The organism is Escherichia sp. MOD1-EC4550, assembly GCF_963876935.1.
GTDB lineage: Bacteria > Pseudomonadota > Gammaproteobacteria > Enterobacterales > Enterobacteriaceae > Escherichia > Escherichia coli_F.
The window spans coordinates 96384-121453 of the sequence record NZ_CAWNSE010000052.1 but is presented as its reverse complement, the minus strand read 5'-3'; the positions used below and the strand labels follow the sequence as shown (position 1 = coordinate 121453).

Below are 25070 nucleotides of genomic sequence, written 5' to 3'. Positions count from 1 at the left end.
ATGTCTAAATTACCAACAGGTGTTGAGATTCGAGGTAAATATATCCGCATCTGGTTCATGTTTCGAGGAAAACGATGTCGGGAAACATTGAAAGGCTGGGAGGTAACTAACAGCAACATTAAAAAGGCCGGGAATCTAAGAGCTTTGATAGTTCATGAAATAAACTCCGGCGAATTTGAGTATTTAAGACGTTTTCCCCAGTCCAGTACAGGGGCGAAAATGGTGACAACCAGAGTCATAAAAACATTCGGGGAGCTTTGTGATATCTGGATAAGAATTAAAGAGACAGAGTTAACAACAAACACAATGAAGAAAACGAAATCACAATTAAAAACACTCAGAATAATAATTTGTGAAAGTACCCCGATATCACATATTCGTTATAGCGATATCCTAAACTACCGGAACGAACTGCTGCATGGAGAAACGCTTTACCTGGATAATCCAAGATCCAACAAAAAAGGAAGAACCGTGCGCACAGTTGATAACTATATCGCCCTGCTCTGTTCGCTGTTACGTTTTGCGTATCAGTCGGGATTTATATCAACCAAACCATTTGAAGGAGTAAAAAAATTACAGCGAAACAGAATAAAGCCTGATCCGTTATCTAAAACAGAATTCAATGCATTAATGGAAAGTGAAAAAGGACAGAGCCAGAACTTGTGGAAATTTGCCGTTTACTCAGGACTTCGTCACGGGGAACTGGCAGCTCTGGCGTGGGAGGATGTGGATCTCGAGAAGGGAATAGTGAATGTCAGAAGAAACCTGACGATACTTGATATGTTCGGTCCCCCAAAAACAAATGCCGGGATCCGGACAGTAACGCTACTGCAGCCTGCTCTTGAAGCACTGAAGGAGCAATACAAACTGACCGGGCATCATCGCAAAGGCGAAATCACTTTTTACCATCGGGAGTACGGCAGAACCGAAAAGCAAAAACTGCATTTTGTTTTCATGCCCAGAGTGTGTAACGGAAAACAGAAACCTTATTACTCGGTAAGCAGTTTGGGTGCGAGATGGAATGCAGCAGTAAAACGTGCTGGTATTCGCCGCCGTAATCCGTACCATACGCGACATACTTTTGCCTGCTGGCTGTTGACGGCAGGAGCGAACCCGGCATTTATAGCCAGCCAGATGGGGCATGAAACTGCGCAGATGGTGTATGAAATTTACGGTATGTGGATTGATGACATGAACGACGAACAGGTAGCCATGTTGAATGCGCGGTTATCGTAGTTGCAAAGTTTGCCCCCAATTTGCCCCATTTAGTACCAGAGAACTGAAATAATGCAAGAAAATCAAAAGAATACGAAGAAAGAAATATACAACCTGAACAAATTACAAAAACGTCTGCGTCGTAACGTGGGCGAAGCCATTGCTGACTTCAATATGATTGAAGAAGGCGATCGCATCATGGTTTGCCTCTCCGGGGGTAAAGACAGCTATACCATGCTGGAGATTCTGCGCAATTTGCAGCAAAGCGCGCCAATCAATTTTTCGCTGGTGGCTGTTAACCTCGATCAGAAGCAACCAGGCTTCCCGGAACACGTTCTGCCCGAGTATCTTGAAAAGCTGGGCGTTGAATACAAGATTGTGGAAGAGAACACTTACGGTATCGTGAAGGAGAAGATCCCTGAAGGCAAAACCACTTGCTCACTGTGTTCTCGTCTTCGTCGCGGAATTCTTTACCGTACCGCAACGGAACTGGGAGCGACGAAGATCGCGCTGGGTCACCATCGTGACGATATCCTGCAAACGTTGTTCTTAAATATGTTCTACGGCGGCAAGATGAAAGGTATGCCTCCGAAACTGATGAGCGATGATGGCAAACATATTGTGATTCGTCCGCTGGCCTACTGCCGCGAGAAAGATATTCAGCGCTTTGCCGATGCAAAAGCGTTCCCGATTATTCCGTGCAACCTGTGCGGTTCACAGCCTAACCTGCAACGTCAGGTGATTGCTGACATGTTGCGTGACTGGGATAAACGTTATCCGGGGCGTATCGAGACGATGTTCAGCGCGATGCAGAATGTGGTGCCGTCGCATCTGTGCGATACCAACCTGTTCGATTTCAAAGGCATTACCCACGGTTCTGAAGTGGTTAACGGGGGTGATCTGGCGTTTGATCGCGAAGAGATCCCTCTACAACCGGCGGGTTGGCAGCCTGAAGAAGATGAAAATCAGTTGGATGAGTTACGACTGAATGTGGTTGAAGTGAAATAACCCGGATAGCGCCCGATGCGCAAGCTTATCGGGCTACTCTTATGGAGGCCGGATAAGACGCGGCCAGCGTCGCATCCGGCAATCCCGAAGAAGATGTTTACTCTTGCACCCTGCGATTCAACATTTCATTATTTTAATAACCGCACCCGGCACGTTTTTCCTTTAATCTTCCCGCCCTGTAACTGTTTCCATGCTTTATGAGCAACAGCCTGACGCACCGCGACATAGACATGCGCCGGATGCACGGCGATTTTGCCAATATCTGCGCCATCAAGCCCGATATCTCCTGTCAGCGCACCTAATACATCACCCGGGCGCATTTTGGCTTTTTTCCCGCCATCGATACATAACGTTGCCATTTCTGCTTCCAGCGGCACAATGGAACTATTAACTGGCGGCGTTTGCCAGTTAAGTTTTATCTGCAACATGTCAGAAATGATATTGGCCCGCTGTGCTTCTTCCGGGGCACAGAAACTGATCGCCAGACCGCTATTTCCTGCACGCGCTGTACGACCGATGCGATGTACATGAACTTCAGGGTCCCACGCCAGTTCAAAGTTCACTACCAGCTCAAGCGATTTAATATCAAGACCACGCGCAGCAACATCCGTCGCGACCAGCACACGAGCGCTACCGTTAGCAAAACGTACCAGGGTCTGATCGCGGTCACGTTGCTCCAGATCGCCATGTAACGACAATGCACTTTGCCCTATGTCATTCAGCGCGTCGCAGACAGCCTGACAATCTTTTTTGGTATTGCAAAACACCACGCAAGAGGATGGCTGATGCAAACTTAATAACCGTTGCAACAGCGGAATTTTGCCTTTGCTGGATGTCTCATAAAATTGTTGTTCAATGGGAGGCAGAGCATCTGTTGAGTCAATTTCAATCGCCAATGGATCGCGTTGAACTCGTCCGCTGATTGCGGTGATGGCTTCCGGCCAGGTTGCCGAAAACAGAAGCGTCTGTCGAGATGCTGGTGCAAAACGGATAACATCATCAATGGCATCGCTAAATCCCATATCCAGCATGCGATCGGCTTCATCCATCACCAGCATATTCAACGCATCCAGTGATACCGTGCCTTTTTGCAGATGGTCCAGCAAACGCCCCGGGGTTGCCACGATAATATGCGGCGCATGTTGCAACGAATCACGCTGCATACCGAACGGTTGACCACCGCACAAAGTCAAAATTTTGGTATTTGGCAGAAAACGCGCCAGCCGACGCAATTCACCTGCCACCTGATCCGCCAGTTCACGCGTAGGGCACAGCACTAAAGCCTGGGTCTGAAATAGCGACGCATCAATTTTCTGTAGCAGCCCGAGGCCAAAAGCCGCCGTTTTGCCGCTGCCGGTTTTCGCCTGCACGCGAACATCTTTTCCGGCAAGGATCGCCGGAAGCGCGGCGGCCTGCACCGGCGTCATAGTTAAATAACCCAACTCATTAAGGTTCGTGAGTTGGGCGGGAGGCAAAACATTCAGGGTAGAAAAAGCGGTCACAATCTGTTCTCGTGGTCATCGACGCAAAAATTAGCAAGCGCGTATCCTCGCAGATCTACGCTCACGATGCGACAATTTAATCGGTTCTTCATCGGGTGGTGGGTCAGGCATGGGTTGCGGGCGAGGGATTGGATCGGGCACTGGAACAGGATCGCCAGGAATCGGTTCAGGGACAGGAATTTGCAAATAAATGAGTGTCGTCATATTTCCCTCCGGTCATTGGGTGGACTCTTAAAGGGTAGACGCTGATATATAACAGGCAAAAAAAAGCCGACTCATCAAAGTCGGCGTCGTACGAATCAATTGTGCTATGCAGTAATTCAAAAAAGGAAGTAAGACAATATGGAGCGCAACGCCCATCGCTTGACGTTGCATTCACCTGCAAGAGAGATATTGCCCTGAATGGGTAGAGAGTTTATTGACTTCGCTCAAACTTTGCGGCGTTTTTGTATACAGATAGTAGGGAAAATTGCTGTTGTTACAACCATTTACTACGATGCAACCATAAAGCAACACCACCAATAAGAACGACTAACAGAATACAAAAAATTGAAAATCCGAATTGCCACCCGCCACCTGGGATCCCACCAAGGTTGACACCAAATAACCCGGTCAGAAACGTACTGGGTAAAAAGACCATTGCCATTAATGACATTGTATAGGTGCGACGGGCTAAATTTTCCTGCATCACCTGAGCGATTTCATCCGCCATCACGCCAGTCCGTGCTATACAGGCGTCAATTTCGTCCAGGCCGCGCCCAAGGCGATCGGCAATATCCTGCATTCGGCGGCGTTGATCATCATTCATCCACGGCAGACGCTCACTGGCAAGACGAGCATAAACATCACGTTGCGGTGCCATATAGCGACGCATAACAATTAATTGTTTGCGCAGCAGCGCCAGAAATCCACGCGGTGGAATTTGTTGATCGAGGAGATTATCTTCAAGGTCGATAATTTTATCGTGCAGCTGCTCAATAAATTCACTGGAATGATCGGTCAACGCATCGCACACATCCACCAGCCATCCCCCGCAATCGGTCGGACCAGTGCCTTCTTCCAGATCGCTTACCACATCGTCCAGCGCCAGCACTTTGCGTTGTCGGGTCGAAACAATTAACCGCCCGTCCATATATACACGCATGGCGACCAGTTGGTCGGGGCGCTCATCGGTGCTGCCGTTTATACAGCGCAATGTAATCAGCGTACCTTCACCGAGACGGCTGACTCGGGGCCGTGTGCTCTCGCCCGCCAGCGCATCACGTACGTTATTGGGAAGCAGCGGTGTTGTCGCCAGCCATTGGGCGCTATCATGGTGTACATAATTAAGGTGGAGCCAGCAGGGATGCGCTTCATCAATCACATCTGTATTTTCCAGCGGTTTAACGCCGCCTCTACCATCCAGCATCCAGGCAAATACTGCATCCGGGACATTAACGTCCGATCCCTTAATCGCTTCCACAGTGCCTCCATCATCAACGCATTATTTTGTAGTCTAGCCTTCTGGCCCTGTTACGCAACATCTCATCACCCCATTACCCTGAAATGATTAATAAAATTCTGTCTAAATTGAATACAAAAAGCAAAATGCTTTTCCATATACAAACCGTGTGAAGTGTTAAATAGCGTCTATCATTATCAGAATTATCTGATCATATGACGTGGCTTTTTTGCGATCGGATAGCAACAAAAATTGATAAAAATAACGGGATCTCAATGATTACGCACAACTTCAATACCCTGGACTTACTCACCAGTCCTGTCTGGATCGTTTCGCCCTTTGAGGAACAGTTAATTTATGCCAACAGCGCGGCGCGACTGTTGATGCAAGACCTCACGTTTAGTCAGCTACGAACCGGTCCCTATTCCGTCTCCTCACAAAAAGAACTACCGAAATACCTCTCCGATCTGCAAAACCAACACGATATTATCGAAATCCTCACTGTTCAACGTAAAGAAGAGGAAACAGCATTAAGCTGTCGGCTTGTTTTGCGAGAGCTGACAGAAGCAGAACCGGTGATTATTTTCGAAGGTATCGAAGCGCCGGCAACGCTGGGTTTAAAAGCCAGTCGTTCGGCAAATTATCAGCGCAAAAAACAAGGTTTTTATGCGCGCTTTTTTCTGACTAACTCTGCACCAATGTTGTTGATTGACCCCTCACGAGATGGCCAAATCGTCGATGCTAACCTCGCCGCGCTCAATTTCTATGGTTATAACCATGAAACGATGTGCCAGAAACATACCTGGGAAATTAATATGCTCGGGCGTCGCGTCATGCCTATCATGCATGAAATCTCGCATTTACCCGGTGGTCATAAGCCTTTGAATTTTGTTCATAAACTGGCGGATGGTTCGACTCGTCATGTGCAGACCTATGCTGGGCCGATTGAAATTTATGGCGACAAGCTCATGTTATGTATTGTGCATGATATTACTGAGCAAAAACGGCTGGAGGAGCAGCTGGAACATGCTGCCCACCATGACGCGATGACCGGATTACTGAATCGGCGACAGTTTTATCACATTACCGAGCCAGGCCAAATGCAGCACCTCGCCATCGCTCAGGATTACAGCTTATTGCTCATCGACACCGATCGTTTTAAACACATTAACGATCTCTATGGGCATTCTAAAGGTGATGAGGTGTTATGCGCCCTCGCCCGCACTCTCGAAAGTTGCGCCCGCAAAGGCGATTTGGTGTTTCGTTGGGGAGGCGAAGAGTTTGTCTTATTGCTACCAAGAACCCCACTGGATACCGCGCTTTCGCTGGCTGAAACTATCCGCGTAAGCGTGACAAAAGTGAGTATTTCGGGCTTACCACGCTTTACCGTCAGCATTGGTGTGGCGCATCACGAAGGAAATGAAAGCATCGATGAACTGTTTAAACGCGTTGATGATGCTTTGTATCGGGCGAAAAATGATGGACGCAACCGCGTGCTGGCGGCATAAGCCGCGGATGCGTCTCGAGATCAACGACTGCGCTTAGCGTGGCGCTCCCAGTTTTCTTGCTTTGCCTGCGCCGTTTTACGTAGTGCGACGTAACACGCCCCGCTGCCGCCATGATGCGGTAGCGCGGTACAATATGCCTGGACATCATCAAATTCGGTCAACCAGCGCGCCACATAGCTGCGGACAATATTGGCATGCGATTTATCTTCCCGCCCTTTACCATGAATAATCAGCACATTACGCAAACCATCCGCCAGGGCTTGTTGAATGAAACTGAACACCATTTTGCGGCACTCTTCCACCGGCTGGCGCAAAAGATTCAGGCTCGCCTGTTGCGGATATTTACCACTGCGCAGCTTATCCAGCACCCCATGTTGCAACCCTTCCCGCCGAAACTCCAGCGGCTGGCTTAGCGGAATGATGTCGAGAAATCCGGTGGTGAGGAAATTATCAAGTTGCAGCGTGTCGATACGCTGCGGCGCACGTTGGTTACGCGTTGGATGCCAGTGGACATCTGTAGCACGTTTCAGCGGCTGGACATCTTCCATGGCGTCAAGAAACAGCGATTTGTCGTCAAGGTTCATGTTACATCCTCCCGCAATTAAGAGCGCGATATGATAACCAGACCGGGTCGGTCCAACAACGTATTACCCAAAATTCCAGTAATAAGTTCCAAATATTGCCGATATTTTAAGCAAAATGCTTATGCATGATTATTCATTCACGATATTAATAATGTAACTTATATTTTCGTGAAATCTGTCACTGAAGAAAATTGGCAACTAAAGGTTAAAACCGTTATAACACAGTCACCGGCGCAGAGGAGACCATGCCGGATTTAAGACGCGGATGCACTGCTGTGTGTACTGTAGAGTCTGGCGGATGTCGACAGACTCTATTTTTTTATGCAGTTTTAACTTTGCAGATAGCCGCATTCTCGCCGAAATTGCGTGATTAATGACGCGGTCAGTGGTGTCTGGCGACTATCACGCCGCTGAATCAAATAATAGGCCGCTTTCGGTAAAATTTCGATAACCGGCAACATCACCAGCCCCTGTCCGTGCAAGGGATCGCAGCCCATTTCTTCAGGTAGTATGCTGAGAAAATCGCTTTTTGCCACCAGACTGATACAGGCTGAAAACGTCTCGCAGACTACGCCGACCTGTGGCGTTTGCGCCTGATCGTCAAGCAATTCACTCAACTGTTTGTAGTAGCTGCCGTGTGGCGTCGGCATTGTCCAGCTGTAGTCCAGTAACTGTTTGATCGAACGGGCACCAATGGCGGGATGTCCCGGGCGGCAAAAGATCGCGAATTGCTTTTCCAGTAATTTCTCAAAAGTAAATTCGTGGTCGTAGGGTCCCTGATAATAGGTATTGATGGTGAAATCCAGTTCTCCCTGTCGCAATTCATTAATCATCGACACCAGTTGCCCTTCCATAATGCGTACTTTTACCTGCGGATGCTGCTGATGAAAACGAGATATGACAGCTGGCATCAGACTGCGGGAAATACTGGCCCCCATGCCGATATTAATTTGCCCTGCCAGTTGCCCTTGTCGTTGGCGAATATCCTCTTGCGCTGCGCGCAGCTCTTCAAGAATAAGACTGGCGTGCTGATAAAAACTTTCGCCGGCATCAGTTAACGTCACGCCTTTACTACGGCGAAAAAAGAGTTGCGCCGCTAACCCTTCTTCCAGCTCCTGAATAGATTTACTCAGTGCCGGTTGCGACATATTCAACATGCGGCTCGCTCCGCGAATGCTCCCCTGACGAGCCACTTCAACAAAAGCCCGAATTTGATGAATTTTTACCTGAAAAGCCATGACGCCACCGATAACCGTTATTTATCAGACCAAAGAAACTGGCATCTACTTTAATGCAGATGATTGTGTCAGGGTAATTTATGAACGGTTAAAACTGTGAAAAATCAGTTAGTGATAAGTAAAAACTATCGCTACGTGAACCGGGTCACACTTTTTACTGATGACGGGAAAGGTTATGGAGTCTTTGAATCAATTTATTAATTCGCTTGCCCCAAAATTATCGCACTGGCGACGTGATTTTCATCGCTATGCAGAGTCTGGCTGGGTGGAATTCCGCACAGCCACCCTTGTTGCAGAAGAATTGCACCAGCTCGGCTATTCACTGGCGCTGGGCCGCGAAGTCGTTAATGAAAGTAGTCGGATGGGACTACCTGATGAACTCACTCTACAGCGCGAATTCGAGCGCGCTCTTCAACAAGGTGCGTTAGCACAATGGATCGCGGCTTTTGAAGGTGGTTTCACTGGCATCGTCGCCACCCTGGATACCGGTCGCCCCGGTCCGGTGATGGCTTTCCGTGTCGATATGGACGCGCTGGATCTCAGTGAAGAACGGGATGTCAGCCATCGCCCCTACCGCGACGGTTTTGCGTCATGTAACGCCGGAATGATGCATGCCTGTGGTCATGATGGACATACCGCTATTGGGCTTGGGCTGGCGCACACCCTTAAACAGTTCGAGTCCGGACTTCACGGCGTCATCAAACTGATTTTTCAGCCTGCAGAGGAAGGTACGCGTGGCGCGCGGGCGATGGTCGATGCAGGTGTAGTGGATGATGTTGATTATTTTACTGCCGTGCACATTGGCACTGGCGTACCTGCGGGCACCGTGGTGTGCGGCAGTGATAATTTTATGGCAACAACCAAATTTGACGCGCACTTCACTGGTACCGCCGCTCACGCAGGCGCAAAACCACAAGACGGTCACAATGCCTTACTGGCGGCAGCACAAGCAACTCTTGCGCTGCATGGAATCGCCCCGCACAGCGAAGGGGCTTCCAGAGTAAACGTGGGCGTTATGCAGGCAGGAAGCGGTCGTAATGTGGTTCCTGCCTCGGCGTTGCTGAAAGTTGAAACTCGAGGGGTCAGCGACGTCATCAATCAATATGTTTTTGACCGTGCACAACAAGCGATTCAGGGCGCAGCAGCCATGTATGGTGTCGGCGTTGAAACTCGGCTGATGGGTGCAGCTACCGCCAGTTCTCCTTCGCCGAAATGGGTCGCATGGTTACAAAGCCAGGCGGCTCAGGTCGCGGGGGTCAATCAGGCCATTGAACGTGTTGAAGCGCCTGCGGGTTCCGAAGATGCCACATTAATGATGGCCCGCGTGCAGCGACATCAAGGGCAAGCCTCCTACATGGTATTTGGCACACAGCTGGCGGCAGGTCATCACAACGAAAAATTCGATTTTGACGAGCAGGTTCTCGCTATTACCGTCGAAACGCTGGCGCGCACCGCGCTTAATTTTCCCTGGACGCGAGGTATCTGATGCAGGAAATCTATCGTTTTATCGACGATGCGATTGAAGCCGATCGCCAACGTTATACCGATATTGCTGATCAAATCTGGGATCATCCAGAAACACGTTTTGAAGAGTTCTGGTCAGCGGAACATCTGGCTTCGGCGCTGGAATCTGCAGGCTTCACCGTTACCCGCAACGTAGGCAATATCCCAAATGCCTTTATTGCTTCGTTTGGTCAAGGCAAACCGGTTATCGCCCTGCTGGGGGAATATGACGCCCTGGCAGGTTTAAGTCAGCAAGCAGGGTGCGCGCAACCTACATCCGCGACGCCCGGTGAAAATGGTCACGGTTGCGGACACAATTTGCTCGGAACCGCCGCCTTTGCCGCAGCAATAGCCGTCAAGAAATGGCTGGAACAATATGGGCAAGGCGGCACGGTGCGCTTTTATGGTTGTCCTGGCGAAGAAGGCGGCTCGGGTAAAACGTTCATGGTCCGCGAGGGGGTATTTGATGATGTGGATGCGGCACTCACCTGGCACCCGGAAGCCTTTGCCGGTATGTTCAATACCCGCACGCTGGCAAACATTCAGGCATCATGGCGCTTTAAAGGGATCGCAGCACATGCTGCAAATTCCCCTCATTTGGGACGCAGCGCCCTTGATGCCGTAACGTTGATGACCACTGGCACCAACTTCCTCAACGAACATATTATTGAAAAAGCGCGCGTACACTATGCCATCACAGAGAGCGGCGGGATCTCGCCCAACGTGGTCCAGGCGCAGGCAGAAGTGCTTTATCTTATCCGCGCCCCCGAAATGACCGACGTGCAGCATATTTATGATCGGGTAGCCAAAATCGCCGAAGGTGCGGCATTGATGACCGAAACCACGGTTGAATGCCGCTTCGACAAAGCCTGTTCCAGTTATCTCCCTAATCGCACCTTAGAAAAGGCCATGTACCAGGCTCTGTCCCATTTTGGAACCCCTGAATGGAAATCCGAAGAACTGGCTTTTGCGAAACAAATTCAGGCTACGCTCACCCCCAACGATCGGCAAAACAGTCTGAATAATATCGCCGCAACCGGTGGAGAAAACGGCAAGGCTTTTGCACTACGTCATCGTGAAACGGTACTGGCGAATGAAGTCGCTCCATATGCCGCCACCGATAACGTGCTTGCGGCATCAACTGATGTCGGCGACGTCAGTTGGAAACTGCCTGTTGCCCAGTGTTTCAGCCCCTGTTTCGCCGTCGGTACACCGCTACATACGTGGCAACTGGTTAGCCAGGGGCGAACGTCTATTGCTCATAAAGGAATGCTGCTGGCGGCGAAAACTATAGCAGCAACCACACTTAATCTCTTCATTGATTCAGGGCTATTGCAAGAATGCCAACAAGAGCATCAGCAAGTTACGGACACGCAACCGTATCACTGCCCTATCCCGAAAAACGTGACACCGTCACCTTTAAAATAACAACAACAACGCAAACACAACAAACGAGGAATGCCCATGAGTATGTCATCCATACCGTCGTCCTCCCAATCCGGGAAGCTCTATGGCTGGGTCGAAAGAATTGGTAACAAGGTTCCCCATCCTTTTTTGCTCTTTATCTATTTGATTATCGTACTCATGGTGACGACGGCAATTTTGTCGGCCTTTGGCGTCAGTGCGAAAAACCCGACCGATGGTACGCCAGTGGTCGTGAAAAACCTGCTCAGTGTGGAAGGATTACACTGGTTTTTACCCAATGTGATTAAAAACTTTAGCGGTTTTGCCCCACTAGGCGCGATCCTGGCGCTGGTTTTAGGTGCCGGTCTGGCGGAGCGCGTCGGCTTACTGCCAGCGTTGATGGTTAAAATGGCATCGCATGTGAATGCTCGCTACGCCAGTTATATGGTGCTGTTTATTGCTTTTTTCAGCCACATTTCTTCCGATGCGGCGTTAGTGATCATGCCACCGATGGGGGCGCTGATTTTTCTGGCGGTGGGCAGGCATCCAGTTGCAGGTTTACTGGCCGCCATTGCAGGCGTCGGTTGCGGCTTTACGGCTAATTTACTGATTGTCACAACCGACGTGTTGCTGTCGGGGATCAGCACGGAGGCTGCGGCTGCGTTCAATCCGCAAATGCACGTCAGTGTAATTGATAACTGGTATTTTATGGCCAGCTCCGTAGTCGTACTGACGGTTGTTGGCGGCCTGATAACCGACAAAATCATTGAGCCACGGTTAGGTCAATGGCAGGGAAACAGCGATGAGAAACTGCAGACATTGACCGAAAGTCAGCGTTTTGGTTTACGCATAGCAGGTGTCGTATCGCTACTTTTTATTGCTGCGATTGCGCTGATGGTGATCCCGGTAAACGGTATATTGCGCGATCCGATCAACCACACCGTGATGCCATCCCCCTTTATTAAAGGTATCGTGCCACTGATCATTCTCTTTTTCTTTGTGGTTTCGCTGGCTTATGGCATCGCTACCCGCACAATTCGACGTCAGGCGGATTTACCGCATTTAATGATTGAACCGATGAAAGAGATGGCGGGATTTATCGTGATGGTTTTTCCCCTCGCCCAGTTTGTCGCCATGTTTAACTGGAGCAACATGGGGAAATTCATCGCTGTGGGGTTGACCGATATACTCGAAAGTTCAGGGCTTAGCGGCATCCCGGCGTTTGTCGGTCTGGCGTTGCTTTCCTCTTTCTTATGCATGTTTATCGCCAGCGGTTCCGCAATCTGGTCGATTCTGGCCCCCATTTTCGTACCGATGTTTATGCTACTTGGCTTTCACCCGGCATTTGCGCAAATCCTCTTTCGTATTGCCGACTCATCCGTATTGCCTTTAGCGCCGGTATCTCCTTTTGTTCCACTGTTTCTTGGATTCCTGCAACGCTACAAACCAGACGCGAAACTGGGTACTTACTATTCGTTAGTTTTGCCCTATCCACTTATCTTTTTGGTGGTATGGCTGCTGATGTTGCTGGCGTGGTATCTTGTCGGTCTGCCGATAGGTCCGGGGATTTACCCTCGTTTGTCTTAAGAGAGAACGGATGCTGAGATTACTTGAAGAAAAAATTGCCACGCCACTAGGTCCACTGTGGGTGATTTGCGATGAGCAATTTCACTTGCGGGCGGTTGAATGGGAAGAGTACAGCGAACGCATGGTGCAGCTGCTGGACATCCATTACCGCAAAGAAGGCTATGAACGCATTTCTGCCACCAACCCAGGTGGTTTAAGCGACAAGCTTCGTGAATATTTTGCCGGTAATCTTAGCATTATTGATACGCTTCCCACTGCCACGGGGGGGACGCCATTTCAGCGCGAAGTCTGGAAAACATTACGCACAATCCCCTGCGGGCAGGTAATGCATTACGGCCAACTGGCTAAACAATTGGGCCGCCCCGGCGCGGCGCGTGCCGTAGGTGCGGCAAATGGATCGAATCCCATCAGCATTGTTGTGCCTTGTCATCGGGTCATTGGCAGAAACGGTACCATGACCGGATATGCAGGCGGAGTTCAGCGAAAAGAGTGGTTATTACGCCACGAAGGTTATCTTTTGCTGTAAACCTTATACAATTTGTGCCAGCTTGTTCACACTTTTATGTAAAGTTACCCTTAACAACTTAAGGGTTTTCAAATAGATAGACATATATTTACATCTAATATCGGAATTCTCTGCTGTTAAGGTTTGCTTAGACTTACTTGCTCCCTAAAAAGATGTTAAAATTGACAAATATCAATTACGGCTTGAGCAGACCTATGATCCCGGAAAAGCGAATTATACGGCGCATTCAGTCTGGCGGTTGTGCTATCCATTGCCAGGATTGCAGCATCAGCCAGCTTTGCATCCCGTTCACACTCAACGAACATGAGCTTGATCAGCTTGATAATATCATTGAGCGAAAGAAGCCTATTCAGAAAGGCCAGACGCTGTTTAAGGCTGGTGATGAACTTAAATCGCTTTATGCCATCCGCTCCGGTACGATTAAAAGTTATACCATTACTGAGCAAGGCGACGAGCAAATCACTGGTTTCCATTTAGCTGGTGACCTGGTGGGATTTGATGCCATCGGCAGCGGTCATCACCCGAGCTTCGCGCAGGCGCTGGAAACCTCGATGGTATGTGAAATTCCGTTCGAAACGCTGGACGATTTGTCCGGTAAAATGCCGAATCTGCGTCAGCAGATGATGCGTCTGATGAGCGGTGAAATCAAAGGCGATCAGGACATGATCCTGCTGTTGTCGAAGAAAAATGCCGAGGAACGTCTGGCTGCATTCATCTACAACCTGTCCCGTCGTTTTGCCCAACGCGGCTTCTCCCCTCGTGAATTCCGCCTGACGATGACTCGTGGCGATATCGGTAACTATCTGGGCCTGACGGTAGAAACCATCAGCCGTCTGCTGGGTCGCTTCCAGAAAAGCGGCATGCTGGCAGTCAAAGGTAAATACATCACCATCGAAAATAACGATGCGCTGGCCCAGCTTGCTGGTCACACGCGTAACGTTGCCTGATTTTTCCGCATCACTCACTATCCTTCTGTCATATCATTAAATTTTTCTGATTTATTGATCTGGCAGAAGGTTCATCACTGTTTCATTCACCAGATATGGGTTAATCTTTTAATTACAAACTGCGTTGACAGTTGTTGTAAGGAGACCCTGTATGGCTATGTATCAGAACATGCTCGTTGTTATCGATCCTAACCAGGACGACCAACCAGCATTGCGGCGAGCTGTTTATTTACATCAACGGATTGGTGGCAAAATTAAAGCCTTTTTGCCGATCTATGACTTCTCATACGAAATGACCACCCTGCTCTCCCCGGACGAACGTACCGCTATGCGTCAGGGCGTCATCAGTCAGCGAACAGCCTGGATCCACGAGCAGGCAAAATATTATCTCAATGCTGGCGTTCCCATTGAAATTAAAGTGGTCTGGCATAACCGTCCATTCGAAGCCATCATTCAGGAAGTGATCAGCGGCGGACACGATTTGGTGCTAAAAATGGCGCACCAACATGACCGTCTGGAAGCGGTGATTTTTACGCCAACGGACTGGCATCTGTTACGCAAATGCCCAAGCCCGGTGTGGATGGTGAAAGACCAGCCGTGGCCGGAAGGGGGTAAGGCGCTGGTGGCGGTGAATCTCGCCAGTGAAGAGCCGTACCATAATGCGCTCAATGAAAAACTGGTTAAAGAGACGATCGAACTGGCGGAACAAGTCAACCATACCGAAGTTCATCTGGTTGGCGCTTATCCGGTAACGCCAATTAATATCGCAATTGAACTGCCGGAATTTGACCCGAGCGTTTATAACGATGCCATTCGTGGGCAACATTTGCTGGCAATGAAAGCCCTACGGCAGAAATTCGGCATTAATGAAAACATGACGCACGTAGAAAAAGGCCTACCAGAAGAGGTGATTCCTGATTTGGCGGAGCACTTACAGGCGGGGATTGTGGTTCTGGGTACGGTCGGACGCACCGGTATTTCAGCAGCATTCCTCGGCAACACGGCGGAACAGGTGATTGATCATCTTCGCTGCGACCTGCTGGTCATTAAACCTGACCAGTATCAAACACCCGTTGAACTGGATGACGAAGAAGACGATTAATGACTCTTCAATAACTGACAAGGCCCGATTTATCGGGCCTATTTTTTTAATTACTGCTCCTCGCCGCCAAGGAAATAAATGCCCAACGGGATTGCCAGCAATACAGTAAAGACCAGGCTATAAACAAAAATCATCGATGACTGAATCACATACATTGATGTCGTCCACTCAGACAGCGGAATATTGTACTGTTCTATAACGCCGCCGATGGTCGCGCGAGTCACAACCGACGCCGCAATAATGAAAACCGCCAACAAACCAAAGAGAAATTTCTTCCCTTTCGCTGACTTCAGTTTCGCCATGATCATGATGTAATCCTTGTGCAGACAAATTTTTTGTTACCTAACCGTAACAATACCATGACATTTCACCGTTGTCTGCTCTGAAAACCTCACCTCTTAGCTGGATTTACAATCAACGCATTGATTAGTTAGCTAATGTTGCTACTTCCTTCCCTGACTATTGATGATCTGAATGAATTGTCGCGGTAAAATAGCCCCGCCAGGGGTTTCCGGCATGACGACAATTATCTGGAGGAGCCTGATAAAACAATGATCGCTGAACTGTTTACAAATAATGCGCTTAATCTGGTCATTATTTTCGGTAGCTGCGCAGCATTGATTCTGATGAGCTTTTGGTTTCGCCGCGGAAATCGTAAAAGAAAAGGATTTTTATTCCATGCGGTGCAATTTTTAATCTACACCATAATTATCAGTGCTGTTGGTAGCATCATTAATTATGTTATAGAAAACTACAAACTCCAATTTATCACCCCAGGCGTTATCGATTTTATCTGTACGTCCCTGATTGCGGTTATTCTGACGATTAAACTATTTCTGCTGATAAATCAGTTTGAAAAACAGCAGATTAAAAAAGGTCGCGATATCACCAGTGCGCGGATTATGTCGCGTATTATCAAAATCACCATTATTGTGGTACTTGTTTTGCTTTATGGCGAACATTTCGGTATGAGCCTTTCTGGCTTGTTGACCTTTGGTGGTATTGGTGGTCTGGCTGTCGGTATGGCCGGTAAAGATATTTTGAGTAACTTCTTTTCCGGGATTATGCTCTATTTCGACCGTCCTTTTAGTATTGGCGACTGGATCCGTTCACCGGACAGAAATATCGAAGGTACAGTAGCGGAAATTGGCTGGCGAATTACCAAAATTACGACCTTTGATAATCGTCCGTTATACGTCCCGAACTCGCTGTTTTCGTCTATCAGCGTAGAAAACCCGGGGCGAATGACCAACCGACGTATTACCACGACAATCGGTTTACGTTATGAGGATGCGGCAAAAGTGGGAGCCATTGTCGAAGCCGTACGTGAGATGCTGAAAAATCACCCGGCCATCGACCAGCGACAAACCTTACTGGTTTATTTCAACCAGTTTGCTGACTCGTCATTGAATATTATGGTTTATTGCTTTACCAAAACCACGGTATGGGCTGAATGGCTTGCCGCCCAGCAGGATGTTTATTTGAAGATTATCGATATTGTACAGTCACACGGCGCGGATTTTGCCTTTCCCAGCCAGACGCTGTATATGGATAACATTACACCACCAGACCTGGGTCGTTAATTCAGACATCACTGGCGTTACCCACAAGGGTAACGCCAGTTCACATCAATGTTTCACAATATACATAGTCCGGCTATACGCCACATCTTCTGGGTTATTAATGGGATAACCTTTCAGCCACGGCTTGATTAATCGTCCATTGGTATATTGATAAATTGGTGCAATCGGTGCTTGCTCCATGAGGATTTTTTCTGCCGCGTTGTAATCGGCATTACGCGCTTTAACGGTATTTTCCGTCGATGCCTGGGCCAAAACTTTGTCGTAGGCCGGGTTGTTAAAACGTGAAATGTTCCCTGAATGCGTTGACGTTAATAATGTCAGGAAGGTGGAGGGTTCATTATAATCCCCCACCCACGAGGCGCGGATAACATCAAAATTACCTGTATTACGACTATCGATATAGGTTTTCCATTCCTGATTTTGCAGTTTGACATCTACACCAAGGTTCTTTTTCCACATCGATGCCACAGCAATCGCAATTTTTTGATGGTTTTCTGAAGTATTATACAAAAGCGTCAGCTTCAGCGGTTTTTGCGGACCATAACCGGCTGCGCTCAACAAAGTTTTTGCCTGCGCATTCAGTTCTTCCTGACTCATTTGTTCAAACGGCGAAGGCTCCGGCGTGAATCCGGCAGTAACATCTGGCGTAAAATGCCACGCTGGTTTTTCGCCCGTCCCCAACACTTTTTCGGTCATCAGGCGGCGATCTATCGTCATACTTAATGCCAGACGAACGCGCTGATCTGCCGTCGGCCCTTTTTGCGTGTTAAACGCATAATAATAGGTCCCGAGCTGCGGCGGTGTATAAACCTGCCCCGGAATATCCTTCAACAGCTTCTGATACATATTTTTCGGGAAGGATTCGGTGATATCAATATCCCCCGCAAGATAACGCTTAGTGGCTGCGGATTCCTGATTAATTGGCAGGAAGGTCACTTTTTGCAACACCGTTTTGGCGTTATCCCAATAATGAGTATTTGGCACCACGACCAGTTTTTCATTGACTACACGCTCTTTAAGAACATAAGCGCCATTGCCGACCAGATTTCCGGGTTTCGTCCACTCTTTCCCGCTTTCTACGTTAGCTTTTTGCACCGGGAAGAAGGCAAAATTGGCTGTTAAATTCACAAACCATGGCAACGGTTTATCAAGCTGGATTTTCAAAGTACGGGCATCAACCGCGGTGACGCCTAGCTGATCAGGCGTAGCTTTACCATCAATAATCGCCTGTGCGTTGTTGATTCCCGCCAGCGCGGCAAACCAGGCAAACGGCGACAACGTTTTTGGGTCAACCAGACGTTGCCAGCTGTAGACAAAATCCTGTGCCGTTACCGGTGTGCCATCCGCCCATTTTGCGTTATCACGCAGGGTGAAAGTCCAGATACGGTTGTCATTACTTTTCCACTGAGTCGCAACGCCGGGGACAATCTCCCCTTTCTCGTTCTGATTCACCAGTCCTTCAAAAAGATCGCGAATGACCTGAATCTCTGGCAGGCCCACGGCTTTAGCGGGATCCAGCGACGCAGGCTCATCTTTAATGTGGCGCACCAGCTCCTGCTTCTCTGCCAGTACTGTGCCGCTCGGAACTTCTGCAGCATACGAAAGAGAAATGCTGCTGACCAACAGCGCACAACACGTGACTGAAATAGAGTGCTTCATAAGTTTCCCTCTAACCGACATTAAAATTGATGCGTAATTATTTGTTTCGCCTTAAAGAAATGCAAACAACTTCCGGCAAAAAAGTGATACGAGATCGATAACATAGCGTTGAAGAAAAGGATTTGATAATCCGCAAAATTTGCACAACACTGCCTGTAATACTTCCTGAACCAGAGACGATCATGACCGTAACTCGCCCACGCGCCGAACGCGGCGCATTTCCGCCCGGTACAGAACATTACGGACGTTCATTATTGGGCGCGCCTTTGATCTGGTTTCCGGCCCCAGCCGCCAGTCACGAAAGTGGTTTGATTCTGGCTGGCACCCACGGTGATGAAAACTCTTCGGTCGTGACCCTCTCCTGTGCTCTGCGGACATTGACACCTTCTTTGCGCCGCCATCATGTGGTGCTGTGTGTGAATCCTGACGGCTGCCAGTTAGGGTTACGGGCCAATGCTAATGGCGTGGATTTAAATAGAAACTTTCCGGCAGCAAACTGGAAGGAAGGTGAAACGGTTTATCGCTGGAACAGCGCCGCTGAAGAACGTGATGTCGTTTTACTGACAGGTGACAAACCTGGCTCCGAACCTGAAACTCAGGCGCTGTGCCAGCTTATACATCGCATTCAACCTGCCTGGGTGGTCTCATTCCACGATCCACTGGCCTGTATTGAAGACCCCAGACACAGCGAATTAGGTGAATGGCTGGCCCAGGCGTTTGAATTGCCACTGGTCACCAGCGTCGGTTATGAAACGCCTGGCTCTTTCGGCAGTTGGTGTGCGGATCTCAACCTGCATTGCATCACCGCAGAGTTTCCGCCCATCTCCTCCGACGAAGCCAGCGAAAAATATCTCTTTGCGATGGCTAACTTGCTGCGCTGGCATCCTAAAGATGCAATTCGCCCGTTGTGAACTGAAGCGCCGGTTCCACATCTACCGCCAGCCAGGTCGGTCCGTCAAGATCGGCGAAACTGACCTGCGGCACCAGCGGTAAAGCGGCGCTAATGGCACGAGAAGTACACAACATGCAGCCCAGCATCAGACTAAAACCTTGTGCACGTGCTTCGGTCGCCAGCGCCAGCGCTTCCGTCAGGCCACCCGTTTTATCGAGCTTAATGTTAACCATCTCATAGCGCCCTTTCAGCGCCTTCAGATTGCTACGAGTATGACAACTTTCATCTGCACAAATCGGTAACGGATGAATAAAATTCTCCAGTGCCGCATCGTCCTGCGCAGGAAGCGGTTGTTCAAGCATCGCAACGCCTAAATCCGCCAATAGCTGGCAACGCGCCGCCAACCCTTCTGCACGCCAGGATTCATTTGCATCAACGATTAGCGTCGCATCGGGTACAGCCGTGCGAATTGCTACCATCCGCTCACTGATAAGATGGTTATCCAGCTTCACTTTCAGTAATTTCGCGCCTGCCTGCCAGAGTGTTGATGCACTATTGGCCATCTGATCAGGCGTACCGATGACTACCGTCTGGGCAGTGGTGACTGTCTCGGGAAGCGTTATGCCGATCAAATCAGCCAGCGATTGCTGCTGTTTTCGCGCCGCCAGATCCCACAATGCACAATCCAGCGCATTACGTGCTGCGCCGGCAGGGAGAATTTTTTGCAACTCCTCCCGTGTCAGCCCTTTCTCTAATTGCGGCACGACGCTCATAATTTGCGCCATTACCGAGGCATCACTTTCTCCATAACGCGGATACGGCGTGCATTCACCGGTGCCTTTAATACCTTCTTCTTCCAGTTCAACCACCACCACGCGCGCTTCACTACGACTTCCCCGAGCAATCACAAACGGGGTATGTAAGGGCCAGGCTTCCTCAAATACCTTAACGGTTCTCATCTTTACTCCTTGTTGTCGCGGTGGTCTGCGGATTAAGCGCAAATAGCGTTTGCTGTGTTATTGACAGTTAGCATAAACTAGGTGTGACGTTAACTATATGTAAACAGGAAAGATAATCATGTCACAAACCGTTCATTTCCAGGGCAACCCGGTTACAGTCGCCAATTCCATCCCGCTGGCGGGTAGCAAAGCGCAGACTTTTACTCTCGTGGCAAAAGATCTGTCTGACGTCACCCTCGGTCAGTTTGCGGGTAAACGCAAAGTGCTGAACATTTTCCCGAGTATTGATACCGGTGTTTGCGCCGCATCAGTACGTAAGTTTAACCAACTGGCAACCGAGATCGACAACACCGTTGTGCTGTGTATCTCTGCCGATCTGCCGTTCGCCCAGTCTCGTTTCTGCGGCGCAGAAGGTCTGAACAACGTTATCACCCTCTCCACTTTCCGTAACGCTGAATTCCTGCAAGCCTACGGTGTGGCAATTGCTGATGGCCCACTGAAAGGTCTGGCAGCGCGTGCCGTTGTGGTTATCGATGAAAATGACAATGTGATTTTCAGCCAGCTGGTGGATGAAATCACCACCGAGCCGGATTACGAAGCAGCTCTGGCTGTACTGCGCTAAACAACTGTGCCGTTCACTGAATCACCACCGGTGAACGGCAGTTTTTGATCTACCAGTCCCACTATTTTCCAGAGTTCCTGCCACTATTCCCCCTAACTGTTGTGCATTAAGATTGCTCTTTGCCATTATTAGCCCAGCGGAGTGATGACTATTATGGATGATAAACAAATTACGGTCTGGCTTAAACACAATTGCTGTTCAACGGACATTCCTGCCATTGCCGAGGCACTAACGAACCATGCAGAATGGCTTTTAGAGCTAGCGCCAGATCCTATTGAACAAGGTAGTTCATGTTTACCGCCGGCAGCTGCAGCTGGTATTTTTCTTGGCGCAGCGGCGATGGTTCACTGCGGCGAGGCTAGTGGTGCAGAAACCTGGCTCGAAGCAGCCATTACTGATTACCATTTCTTTAATCCAAACGGATATAGTTCATGGAAAGGCAGTACGCCTGTTTTTACAGCATTATCGCGTTACCCGGCATTAAGAATGGTGTTATTTAACGCCGCTTGCGCAATGGAAGACTGGAATAAAGCATCCGCTGTTCTTGAATCGCTTTTCCATGCCAGCGATGTCCCGGAAGATAACCCTGTCGCCCCAAATTTTACCCCTTATGCGCTGAAAGCGTTTATCGCGGATTACCACCCGTTAGGGCCTGCTTATTATGATGAAACCTGGTTGCTGGCAAAACAAGCGTGGTTAATTAATGCGGGCGTTCTGGATGAGCGAACCTGCAATACCTGGAAGCAATATACCCGCCACTTGCGCCATTTGATCCACAATGCACAGTTTTCCGATGCGATCTCTTTTGTACGCAGTAAAAAAGAACCATTAAATCATATCCATACCTACTCAGACTTTTATCTCTATGCGATTGGTTTATTTTCTTCTACTGATCAGCTAAGTGAAGCGCTAACCTGGGTAAAACAATTAATCCGCAACAATGATGGTCATTTCCATGATCTTTTCGTTTCAACTGGCGCAAAGCGCCGCATAAAGCCTGAACTTAGTACCTTGCTGAATAATCTCTTGCACAGCGCAGAGTTTCAGGCGTTGCAGGATAAATATCTCACCGTCGGACATGATGTTGTGCATTCTGGTCCCTTCATGTCAGTTTATGAAAAGGTTCTTGGCGGAAAGTCCCGAAAGCGCTGCGCGATTAGTCGAAAATTAATCTCGCCCGGCGAAGCGGTTTATGAATATCGTCAGCTGGATAGTGTGGAATATATTGCAGCGAAAGCGGCCTTTCAGACATCTGAGCTAAATAATATCGCCCACCGGCATCATAATGATAGTTATCAGTGGCATGAATTTGCCGCCCAATGGCCTCGTCGGGGTTCACTTTCTCACCCAGATATTGCCCGTTATTTGTTTGAGCGCCAGGAAGGAAAATGCTTTGATGCCGCAGAGTTTATACAACTGATTGCGGAACCGTTTGTCTTTCCGATGCGTTTCATATGGGTTGCCGGGTTGTCCTTTGAATTACATCAGTATCCGGATGCCTATTTCGTAAATGACAATATGGCGGGTGAATTTGTTAATCTCTGCTGGATGGCTATGAAATGCGGACATGCTGGCGACATTTTCAAACAACTGGCCCACGAGCCGCATGACGTTGCTGACCCTATTTACGCCATGCTCGCCACGTTTGACCGCGCTGATTGCCGTAGCGCCGCCGCCGCGCACTTTGGACAACCGGAACTACCGGAAATAATGGCACTGGCTTTCAGTTCGAGGTTATCGCTCGACAGCGTCCTTACCATCGCTGAGTTTGGTAAAAATCAGCCGCGATTTTCACATGCGCTAGCAACGGCCCTCCTGCGTTACAACCTGCACATCTACTCAAACTATATGCCTCAGGTTAACTGGTTCCTTCAGGGGCTGGAACACTATGCTTTGGCAAAAGGCGGTCAACTTTTAAATTTCTTTGTGCATATTCCAGAACAAATTCCCGTTCTGGCGACCATGCTGGAACATGGCGTATTAGTGCGTGGGATCGGTGAAGGTGCCTATGATGGTTATGATAATTCAGCAAATTCATTTCATCATGCCGCCGTGATGCACTGCCTCACGCACGCGCCGGAAAAAGTCCGCTACTGGATGGAAACACCCTGGATTCAGAACTATTTAGTGAATGCGCCGCTGCGTCAAACGGCGCGCCATGTGGAAGCCTGGCATAAAAAGTTTGGCATCAAATGAACGTTGCCGCTGCGCCTGAACGGCGCAGCCAGCACAATCACTCTTCGCTTTTCTTCTGGTTTAAGCCATATTCCCGCAACTTATTGGCAATCGCGGTATGCGAAACGCCGAGACGTTTTGCCAGTTTGCGCGTGCTGGGATAATTGCGATAAAGCTGAGTTAATACCGAGCGTTCAAAACGGCTGGTAATTTCGTCCAGCGAACCTTCCATCGCATCTTCGCCCACGGCTACCGTTGCGGCGTCATAATCCGGCAACAAAATATCCTGAGGACGCAGCTCATAGCCGTCCAGTTGTGTCAGTGCGCGATAGATAGCGTTCTTTAACTGCCGCACATTTCCCGGCCACGCATAACGCGTAAGTACAGTATTCAGGTCAGCGGCCAGTTTCGGACGCGGCACGCCCTGCTCGTCGGCAAAGCGGGCGACGAACAGCTCGGTTAACGGCATGATGTCCTGCGGACAGTCACGTAGCGGCGGCAGATTGAGCGTCAACACGTTCAGACGATAATAGAGATCTTCACGGAACACGCCTTTTTGCACCAGTTCGACCAAATTCTTCTGCGTAGCGCAAATAACCCTTACATCGACATGCACTTCATGATCTTCACCAACTCGACGGAAAGTACCATCATTAAGGAAACGCAGTAATTTCGCCTGCATCCTTGGCGACATCTCGCCTATCTCATCTAACAGCACCGAACCACCGTTCGCCTGCTCAAAGAACCCTTTTTTACCTTCCGGAGCATGACCAAACAGTTCACTCTCGACCGCATCTTCCGGTATAGACGCGCAGTTCAGCGCCAGGTAAGGTTTGCTCGCTCTGGGGCTTGCCTGATGGCAGGCGTAGGCAAAGAGATCTTTACCTGTACCGGTGTCACCCGTAATCAGCAACGGCGCGCTTAGCATCGCCAGTTTCTGCGCCTGTTCGACAACATGCTTCATTTTCGGGCTGACGGCGACAATTTGACTGAAGGCACTGACGTCCTGTGCAGCGACATTCTGCAACTGACGGCCCATACGAATCGTCGAGCGCAACATCACCACCGCACCGGTCAGAACGTGTTGATCATTTTCATCCTGAAGATAAACAGGCGTAATCTCCATCAGGAAATTCTGCCCATTAATAACGACATGCTCGTTATGCGAGTCTTGCGGTTCGCTTTCCAGCCAGCGTAAAAAATTAAAACCGTTAATTAATTGCGCGGCGGTATGGTTGCGCAGGCGATCCAATTTTTGCCCAAAAAGCTGACAGCTCGCCGGGTTCGCCATATCCACTTTGCTTTTCATATCAACAGAAAGCACAGGCTCAGGCAACGCCTCCAGTAACGCGCTCAACGCCAGATGCTCACGTTCGGAAGGCATCCACGGAACAGTGCGCACATCGGTAACACCTGCAATACGGCGTATTTCGGCCATCAGACTGCTGAAACTTTCAAATTCCAGTTCGGCAAAATTGAGGTAGATTCGCCCAATGGGGTCAATCTCAATACCGCGTAAATCAATGCCTCTCAGCACCAGTAGATCGAGTAATTCGCGGGTCAGACCAAGTCGGTCTTCACAAAAGACTTCCAGACGCATGGGAACCTTCACCTG

At 49.2% G+C, this 25070-nt stretch carries 23 protein-coding genes; 13 read left to right on the top strand and 10 right to left on the bottom strand.

Going from position 1 to position 25070, the window contains the following annotated elements; translation table 11 throughout:
• Together AACU19_RS21775 and ttcA are read left to right on the top strand one after the other, a co-directional pair.
• The gene (locus tag AACU19_RS21775) at positions 1 to 1236 is read left to right on the top strand and encodes a tyrosine-type recombinase/integrase (RefSeq protein ID WP_072147472.1); all 1236 of its coding nucleotides are present in this window, start codon (positions 1 to 3) and stop codon (positions 1234 to 1236) included.
• A gap of 51 nt (positions 1237 to 1287) precedes the next feature.
• Positions 1288 to 2223, top strand: a complete 936-nt coding sequence (gene ttcA / locus AACU19_RS21770) for a tRNA 2-thiocytidine(32) synthetase TtcA (RefSeq protein WP_001157377.1) — start codon at positions 1288 to 1290, stop codon at positions 2221 to 2223.
• A 128-nt stretch (positions 2224 to 2351) separates the two neighbouring features.
• On the opposite strand, the gene dbpA is transcribed toward ttcA, so the two are convergent.
• The 4 genes from dbpA to ydaN form a co-directional block, all read right to left on the bottom strand.
• Positions 2352 to 3725, bottom strand: coding sequence for an ATP-dependent RNA helicase DbpA (gene dbpA / locus AACU19_RS21765; protein WP_000123713.1), 1374 nt, complete (start codon positions 3723 to 3725; stop codon positions 2352 to 2354).
• Between the two features lie 30 nt (positions 3726 to 3755).
• On the bottom strand, positions 3756 to 3929 hold the full coding sequence (gene ynaL, locus AACU19_RS21760) for a proline-rich small protein YnaL (RefSeq protein ID WP_001296046.1): 174 nt from the start codon (positions 3927 to 3929) through the stop codon (positions 3756 to 3758).
• A gap of 274 nt (positions 3930 to 4203) precedes the next feature.
• A complete protein-coding gene (zntB, locus tag AACU19_RS21755) occupies positions 4204 to 5187 on the bottom strand; it encodes a zinc transporter ZntB (RefSeq protein ID WP_000387385.1) in 984 nt (327 codons plus the stop codon).
• Positions 5188 to 5200: 13 nt separating this feature from the next.
• A complete protein-coding gene (ydaN, locus tag AACU19_RS21750; protein WP_211180494.1) occupies positions 5201 to 5248 on the bottom strand; it encodes a protein YnaN in 48 nt (15 codons plus the stop codon).
• A 193-nt stretch (positions 5249 to 5441) separates the two neighbouring features.
• Here ydaN and dgcM point away from each other — a divergent pair, with 193 nt between their 5' ends.
• Positions 5442 to 6674, top strand: coding sequence for a diguanylate cyclase DgcM (dgcM, locus tag AACU19_RS21745; RefSeq protein ID WP_001355263.1), 1233 nt, complete (start codon positions 5442 to 5444; stop codon positions 6672 to 6674).
• A gap of 20 nt (positions 6675 to 6694) precedes the next feature.
• Here dgcM and smrA read toward each other — a convergent pair whose 3' ends face one another.
• Both smrA and AACU19_RS21735 read right to left on the bottom strand, forming a co-directional pair.
• A complete protein-coding gene (gene smrA / locus AACU19_RS21740) occupies positions 6695 to 7258 on the bottom strand; it encodes a DNA endonuclease SmrA (RefSeq protein WP_001046832.1) in 564 nt (187 codons plus the stop codon).
• A 329-nt stretch (positions 7259 to 7587) separates the two neighbouring features.
• On the bottom strand, positions 7588 to 8496 hold the full coding sequence (locus AACU19_RS21735; RefSeq protein ID WP_000885452.1) for a LysR family transcriptional regulator: 909 nt from the start codon (positions 8494 to 8496) through the stop codon (positions 7588 to 7590).
• Positions 8497 to 8671: 175 nt separating this feature from the next.
• Here AACU19_RS21735 and abgA point away from each other — a divergent pair, with 175 nt between their 5' ends.
• From abgA to uspE, 6 genes are all read left to right on the top strand, one after another.
• Positions 8672 to 9982 (top strand): p-aminobenzoyl-glutamate hydrolase subunit AbgA, encoded by a 1311-nt coding sequence (gene abgA / locus AACU19_RS21730; RefSeq protein WP_105278524.1) that lies wholly within the window; start codon positions 8672 to 8674, stop codon positions 9980 to 9982.
• Entirely contained in the window at positions 9982 to 11427 is a 1446-nt protein-coding gene (gene abgB, locus AACU19_RS21725) for a p-aminobenzoyl-glutamate hydrolase subunit AbgB (protein ID WP_001156423.1), read from the top strand. Before abgA ends, abgB begins: the two co-directional genes overlap by 1 nt.
• 36 nt (positions 11428 to 11463) lie before the next feature.
• On the top strand, positions 11464 to 12990 hold the full coding sequence (gene abgT, locus AACU19_RS21720) for a p-aminobenzoyl-glutamate transporter (RefSeq protein ID WP_000062976.1): 1527 nt from the start codon (positions 11464 to 11466) through the stop codon (positions 12988 to 12990).
• 10 nt (positions 12991 to 13000) lie between these two features.
• The gene (gene ogt / locus AACU19_RS21715; RefSeq protein ID WP_000944997.1) at positions 13001 to 13516 is read left to right on the top strand and encodes a methylated-DNA--[protein]-cysteine S-methyltransferase; all 516 of its coding nucleotides are present in this window, start codon (positions 13001 to 13003) and stop codon (positions 13514 to 13516) included.
• Between the two features lie 194 nt (positions 13517 to 13710).
• Positions 13711 to 14463, top strand: coding sequence for a fumarate/nitrate reduction transcriptional regulator Fnr (fnr, locus tag AACU19_RS21710; RefSeq protein WP_000611911.1), 753 nt, complete (start codon positions 13711 to 13713; stop codon positions 14461 to 14463).
• A 151-nt stretch (positions 14464 to 14614) separates the two neighbouring features.
• Positions 14615 to 15565, top strand: a complete 951-nt coding sequence (gene uspE / locus AACU19_RS21705) for a universal stress protein UspE (RefSeq protein WP_001262123.1) — start codon at positions 14615 to 14617, stop codon at positions 15563 to 15565.
• 50 nt (positions 15566 to 15615) lie between these two features.
• Here the strand turns inward: uspE and AACU19_RS21700 are convergent, their stop codons facing one another.
• Positions 15616 to 15873, bottom strand: coding sequence for a DUF2534 family protein (locus tag AACU19_RS21700; protein WP_000605090.1), 258 nt, complete (start codon positions 15871 to 15873; stop codon positions 15616 to 15618).
• A gap of 243 nt (positions 15874 to 16116) precedes the next feature.
• Here AACU19_RS21700 and ynaI point away from each other — a divergent pair, with 243 nt between their 5' ends.
• Entirely contained in the window at positions 16117 to 17148 is a 1032-nt protein-coding gene (gene ynaI / locus AACU19_RS21695; RefSeq protein WP_105278523.1) for a low conductance mechanosensitive channel YnaI, read from the top strand.
• A gap of 45 nt (positions 17149 to 17193) precedes the next feature.
• Here ynaI and mppA read toward each other — a convergent pair whose 3' ends face one another.
• Entirely contained in the window at positions 17194 to 18807 is a 1614-nt protein-coding gene (gene mppA, locus AACU19_RS21690) for a murein tripeptide ABC transporter substrate-binding protein MppA (RefSeq protein ID WP_105278522.1), read from the bottom strand.
• 182 nt (positions 18808 to 18989) lie between these two features.
• Between mppA and mpaA the strand changes: the two genes are divergently transcribed.
• Positions 18990 to 19718, top strand: coding sequence for a murein tripeptide amidase MpaA (gene mpaA / locus AACU19_RS21685; RefSeq protein WP_032184042.1), 729 nt, complete (start codon positions 18990 to 18992; stop codon positions 19716 to 19718).
• Here mpaA and ycjG read toward each other — a convergent pair.
• Positions 19693 to 20658: an L-Ala-D/L-Glu epimerase gene (gene ycjG / locus AACU19_RS21680; protein ID WP_032184041.1), complete on the bottom strand. Its 966-nt coding sequence runs from the start codon at positions 20656 to 20658 to the stop codon at positions 19693 to 19695. The two genes, mpaA and ycjG, sit on opposite strands and share 26 nt — an antisense overlap.
• Before the next feature lie 118 nt (positions 20659 to 20776).
• Between ycjG and tpx the strand changes: the two genes are divergently transcribed.
• A complete protein-coding gene (gene tpx, locus AACU19_RS21675; RefSeq protein WP_032184040.1) occupies positions 20777 to 21280 on the top strand; it encodes a thiol peroxidase in 504 nt (167 codons plus the stop codon).
• Between the two features lie 153 nt (positions 21281 to 21433).
• Complete coding sequence (locus AACU19_RS21670; RefSeq protein ID WP_105278521.1) at positions 21434 to 23476, top strand: hypothetical protein; 2043 nt, start codon at positions 21434 to 21436, stop codon at positions 23474 to 23476.
• Between the two features lie 37 nt (positions 23477 to 23513).
• Here the strand turns inward: AACU19_RS21670 and tyrR are convergent, their stop codons facing one another.
• A complete protein-coding gene (gene tyrR, locus AACU19_RS21665; protein ID WP_032302953.1) occupies positions 23514 to 25055 on the bottom strand; it encodes a transcriptional regulator TyrR in 1542 nt (513 codons plus the stop codon).
• Between the last annotated feature and the right edge of the window lie 15 nt (positions 25056 to 25070).

Bases quoted from the DNA above. Each gene is read 5' to 3' on its own strand.
- AACU19_RS21775 (WP_072147472.1), top strand. From the start codon at position 1: ATGTCTAAATTACCAACAGGTGTTGAGATTCGAGGTAAATATATCCGC.
- AACU19_RS21735 (WP_000885452.1), bottom strand. From the start codon at position 8,496: ATGGCTTTTCAGGTAAAAATTCATCAAATTCGGGCTTTTGTTGAAGTG.
- uspE (WP_001262123.1), top strand. From the start codon at position 14,615: ATGGCTATGTATCAGAACATGCTCGTTGTTATCGATCCTAACCAGGAC.
- fnr (WP_000611911.1), top strand. From the start codon at position 13,711: ATGATCCCGGAAAAGCGAATTATACGGCGCATTCAGTCTGGCGGTTGT.
- dgcM (WP_001355263.1), top strand. From the start codon at position 5,442: ATGATTACGCACAACTTCAATACCCTGGACTTACTCACCAGTCCTGTC.
- ynaL (WP_001296046.1), bottom strand. From the start codon at position 3,929: ATGACGACACTCATTTATTTGCAAATTCCTGTCCCTGAACCGATTCCT.
- ynaI (WP_105278523.1), top strand. From the start codon at position 16,117: ATGATCGCTGAACTGTTTACAAATAATGCGCTTAATCTGGTCATTATT.
- abgA (WP_105278524.1), top strand. From the start codon at position 8,672: ATGGAGTCTTTGAATCAATTTATTAATTCGCTTGCCCCAAAATTATCG.
- ttcA (WP_001157377.1), top strand. From the start codon at position 1,288: ATGCAAGAAAATCAAAAGAATACGAAGAAAGAAATATACAACCTGAAC.
- ycjG (WP_032184041.1), bottom strand. From the start codon at position 20,658: ATGAGAACCGTTAAGGTATTTGAGGAAGCCTGGCCCTTACATACCCCG.
- ogt (WP_000944997.1), top strand. From the start codon at position 13,001: ATGCTGAGATTACTTGAAGAAAAAATTGCCACGCCACTAGGTCCACTG.
- mppA (WP_105278522.1), bottom strand. From the start codon at position 18,807: ATGAAGCACTCTATTTCAGTCACGTGTTGTGCGCTGTTGGTCAGCAGC.
- abgT (WP_000062976.1), top strand. From the start codon at position 11,464: ATGAGTATGTCATCCATACCGTCGTCCTCCCAATCCGGGAAGCTCTAT.
- smrA (WP_001046832.1), bottom strand. From the start codon at position 7,258: ATGAACCTTGACGACAAATCGCTGTTTCTTGACGCCATGGAAGATGTC.
- tyrR (WP_032302953.1), bottom strand. From the start codon at position 25,055: ATGCGTCTGGAAGTCTTTTGTGAAGACCGACTTGGTCTGACCCGCGAA.
- tpx (WP_032184040.1), top strand. From the start codon at position 20,777: ATGTCACAAACCGTTCATTTCCAGGGCAACCCGGTTACAGTCGCCAAT.
- AACU19_RS21700 (WP_000605090.1), bottom strand. From the start codon at position 15,873: ATGATCATGGCGAAACTGAAGTCAGCGAAAGGGAAGAAATTTCTCTTT.
- AACU19_RS21670 (WP_105278521.1), top strand. From the start codon at position 21,434: ATGGATGATAAACAAATTACGGTCTGGCTTAAACACAATTGCTGTTCA.
- abgB (WP_001156423.1), top strand. From the start codon at position 9,982: ATGCAGGAAATCTATCGTTTTATCGACGATGCGATTGAAGCCGATCGC.
- mpaA (WP_032184042.1), top strand. From the start codon at position 18,990: ATGACCGTAACTCGCCCACGCGCCGAACGCGGCGCATTTCCGCCCGGT.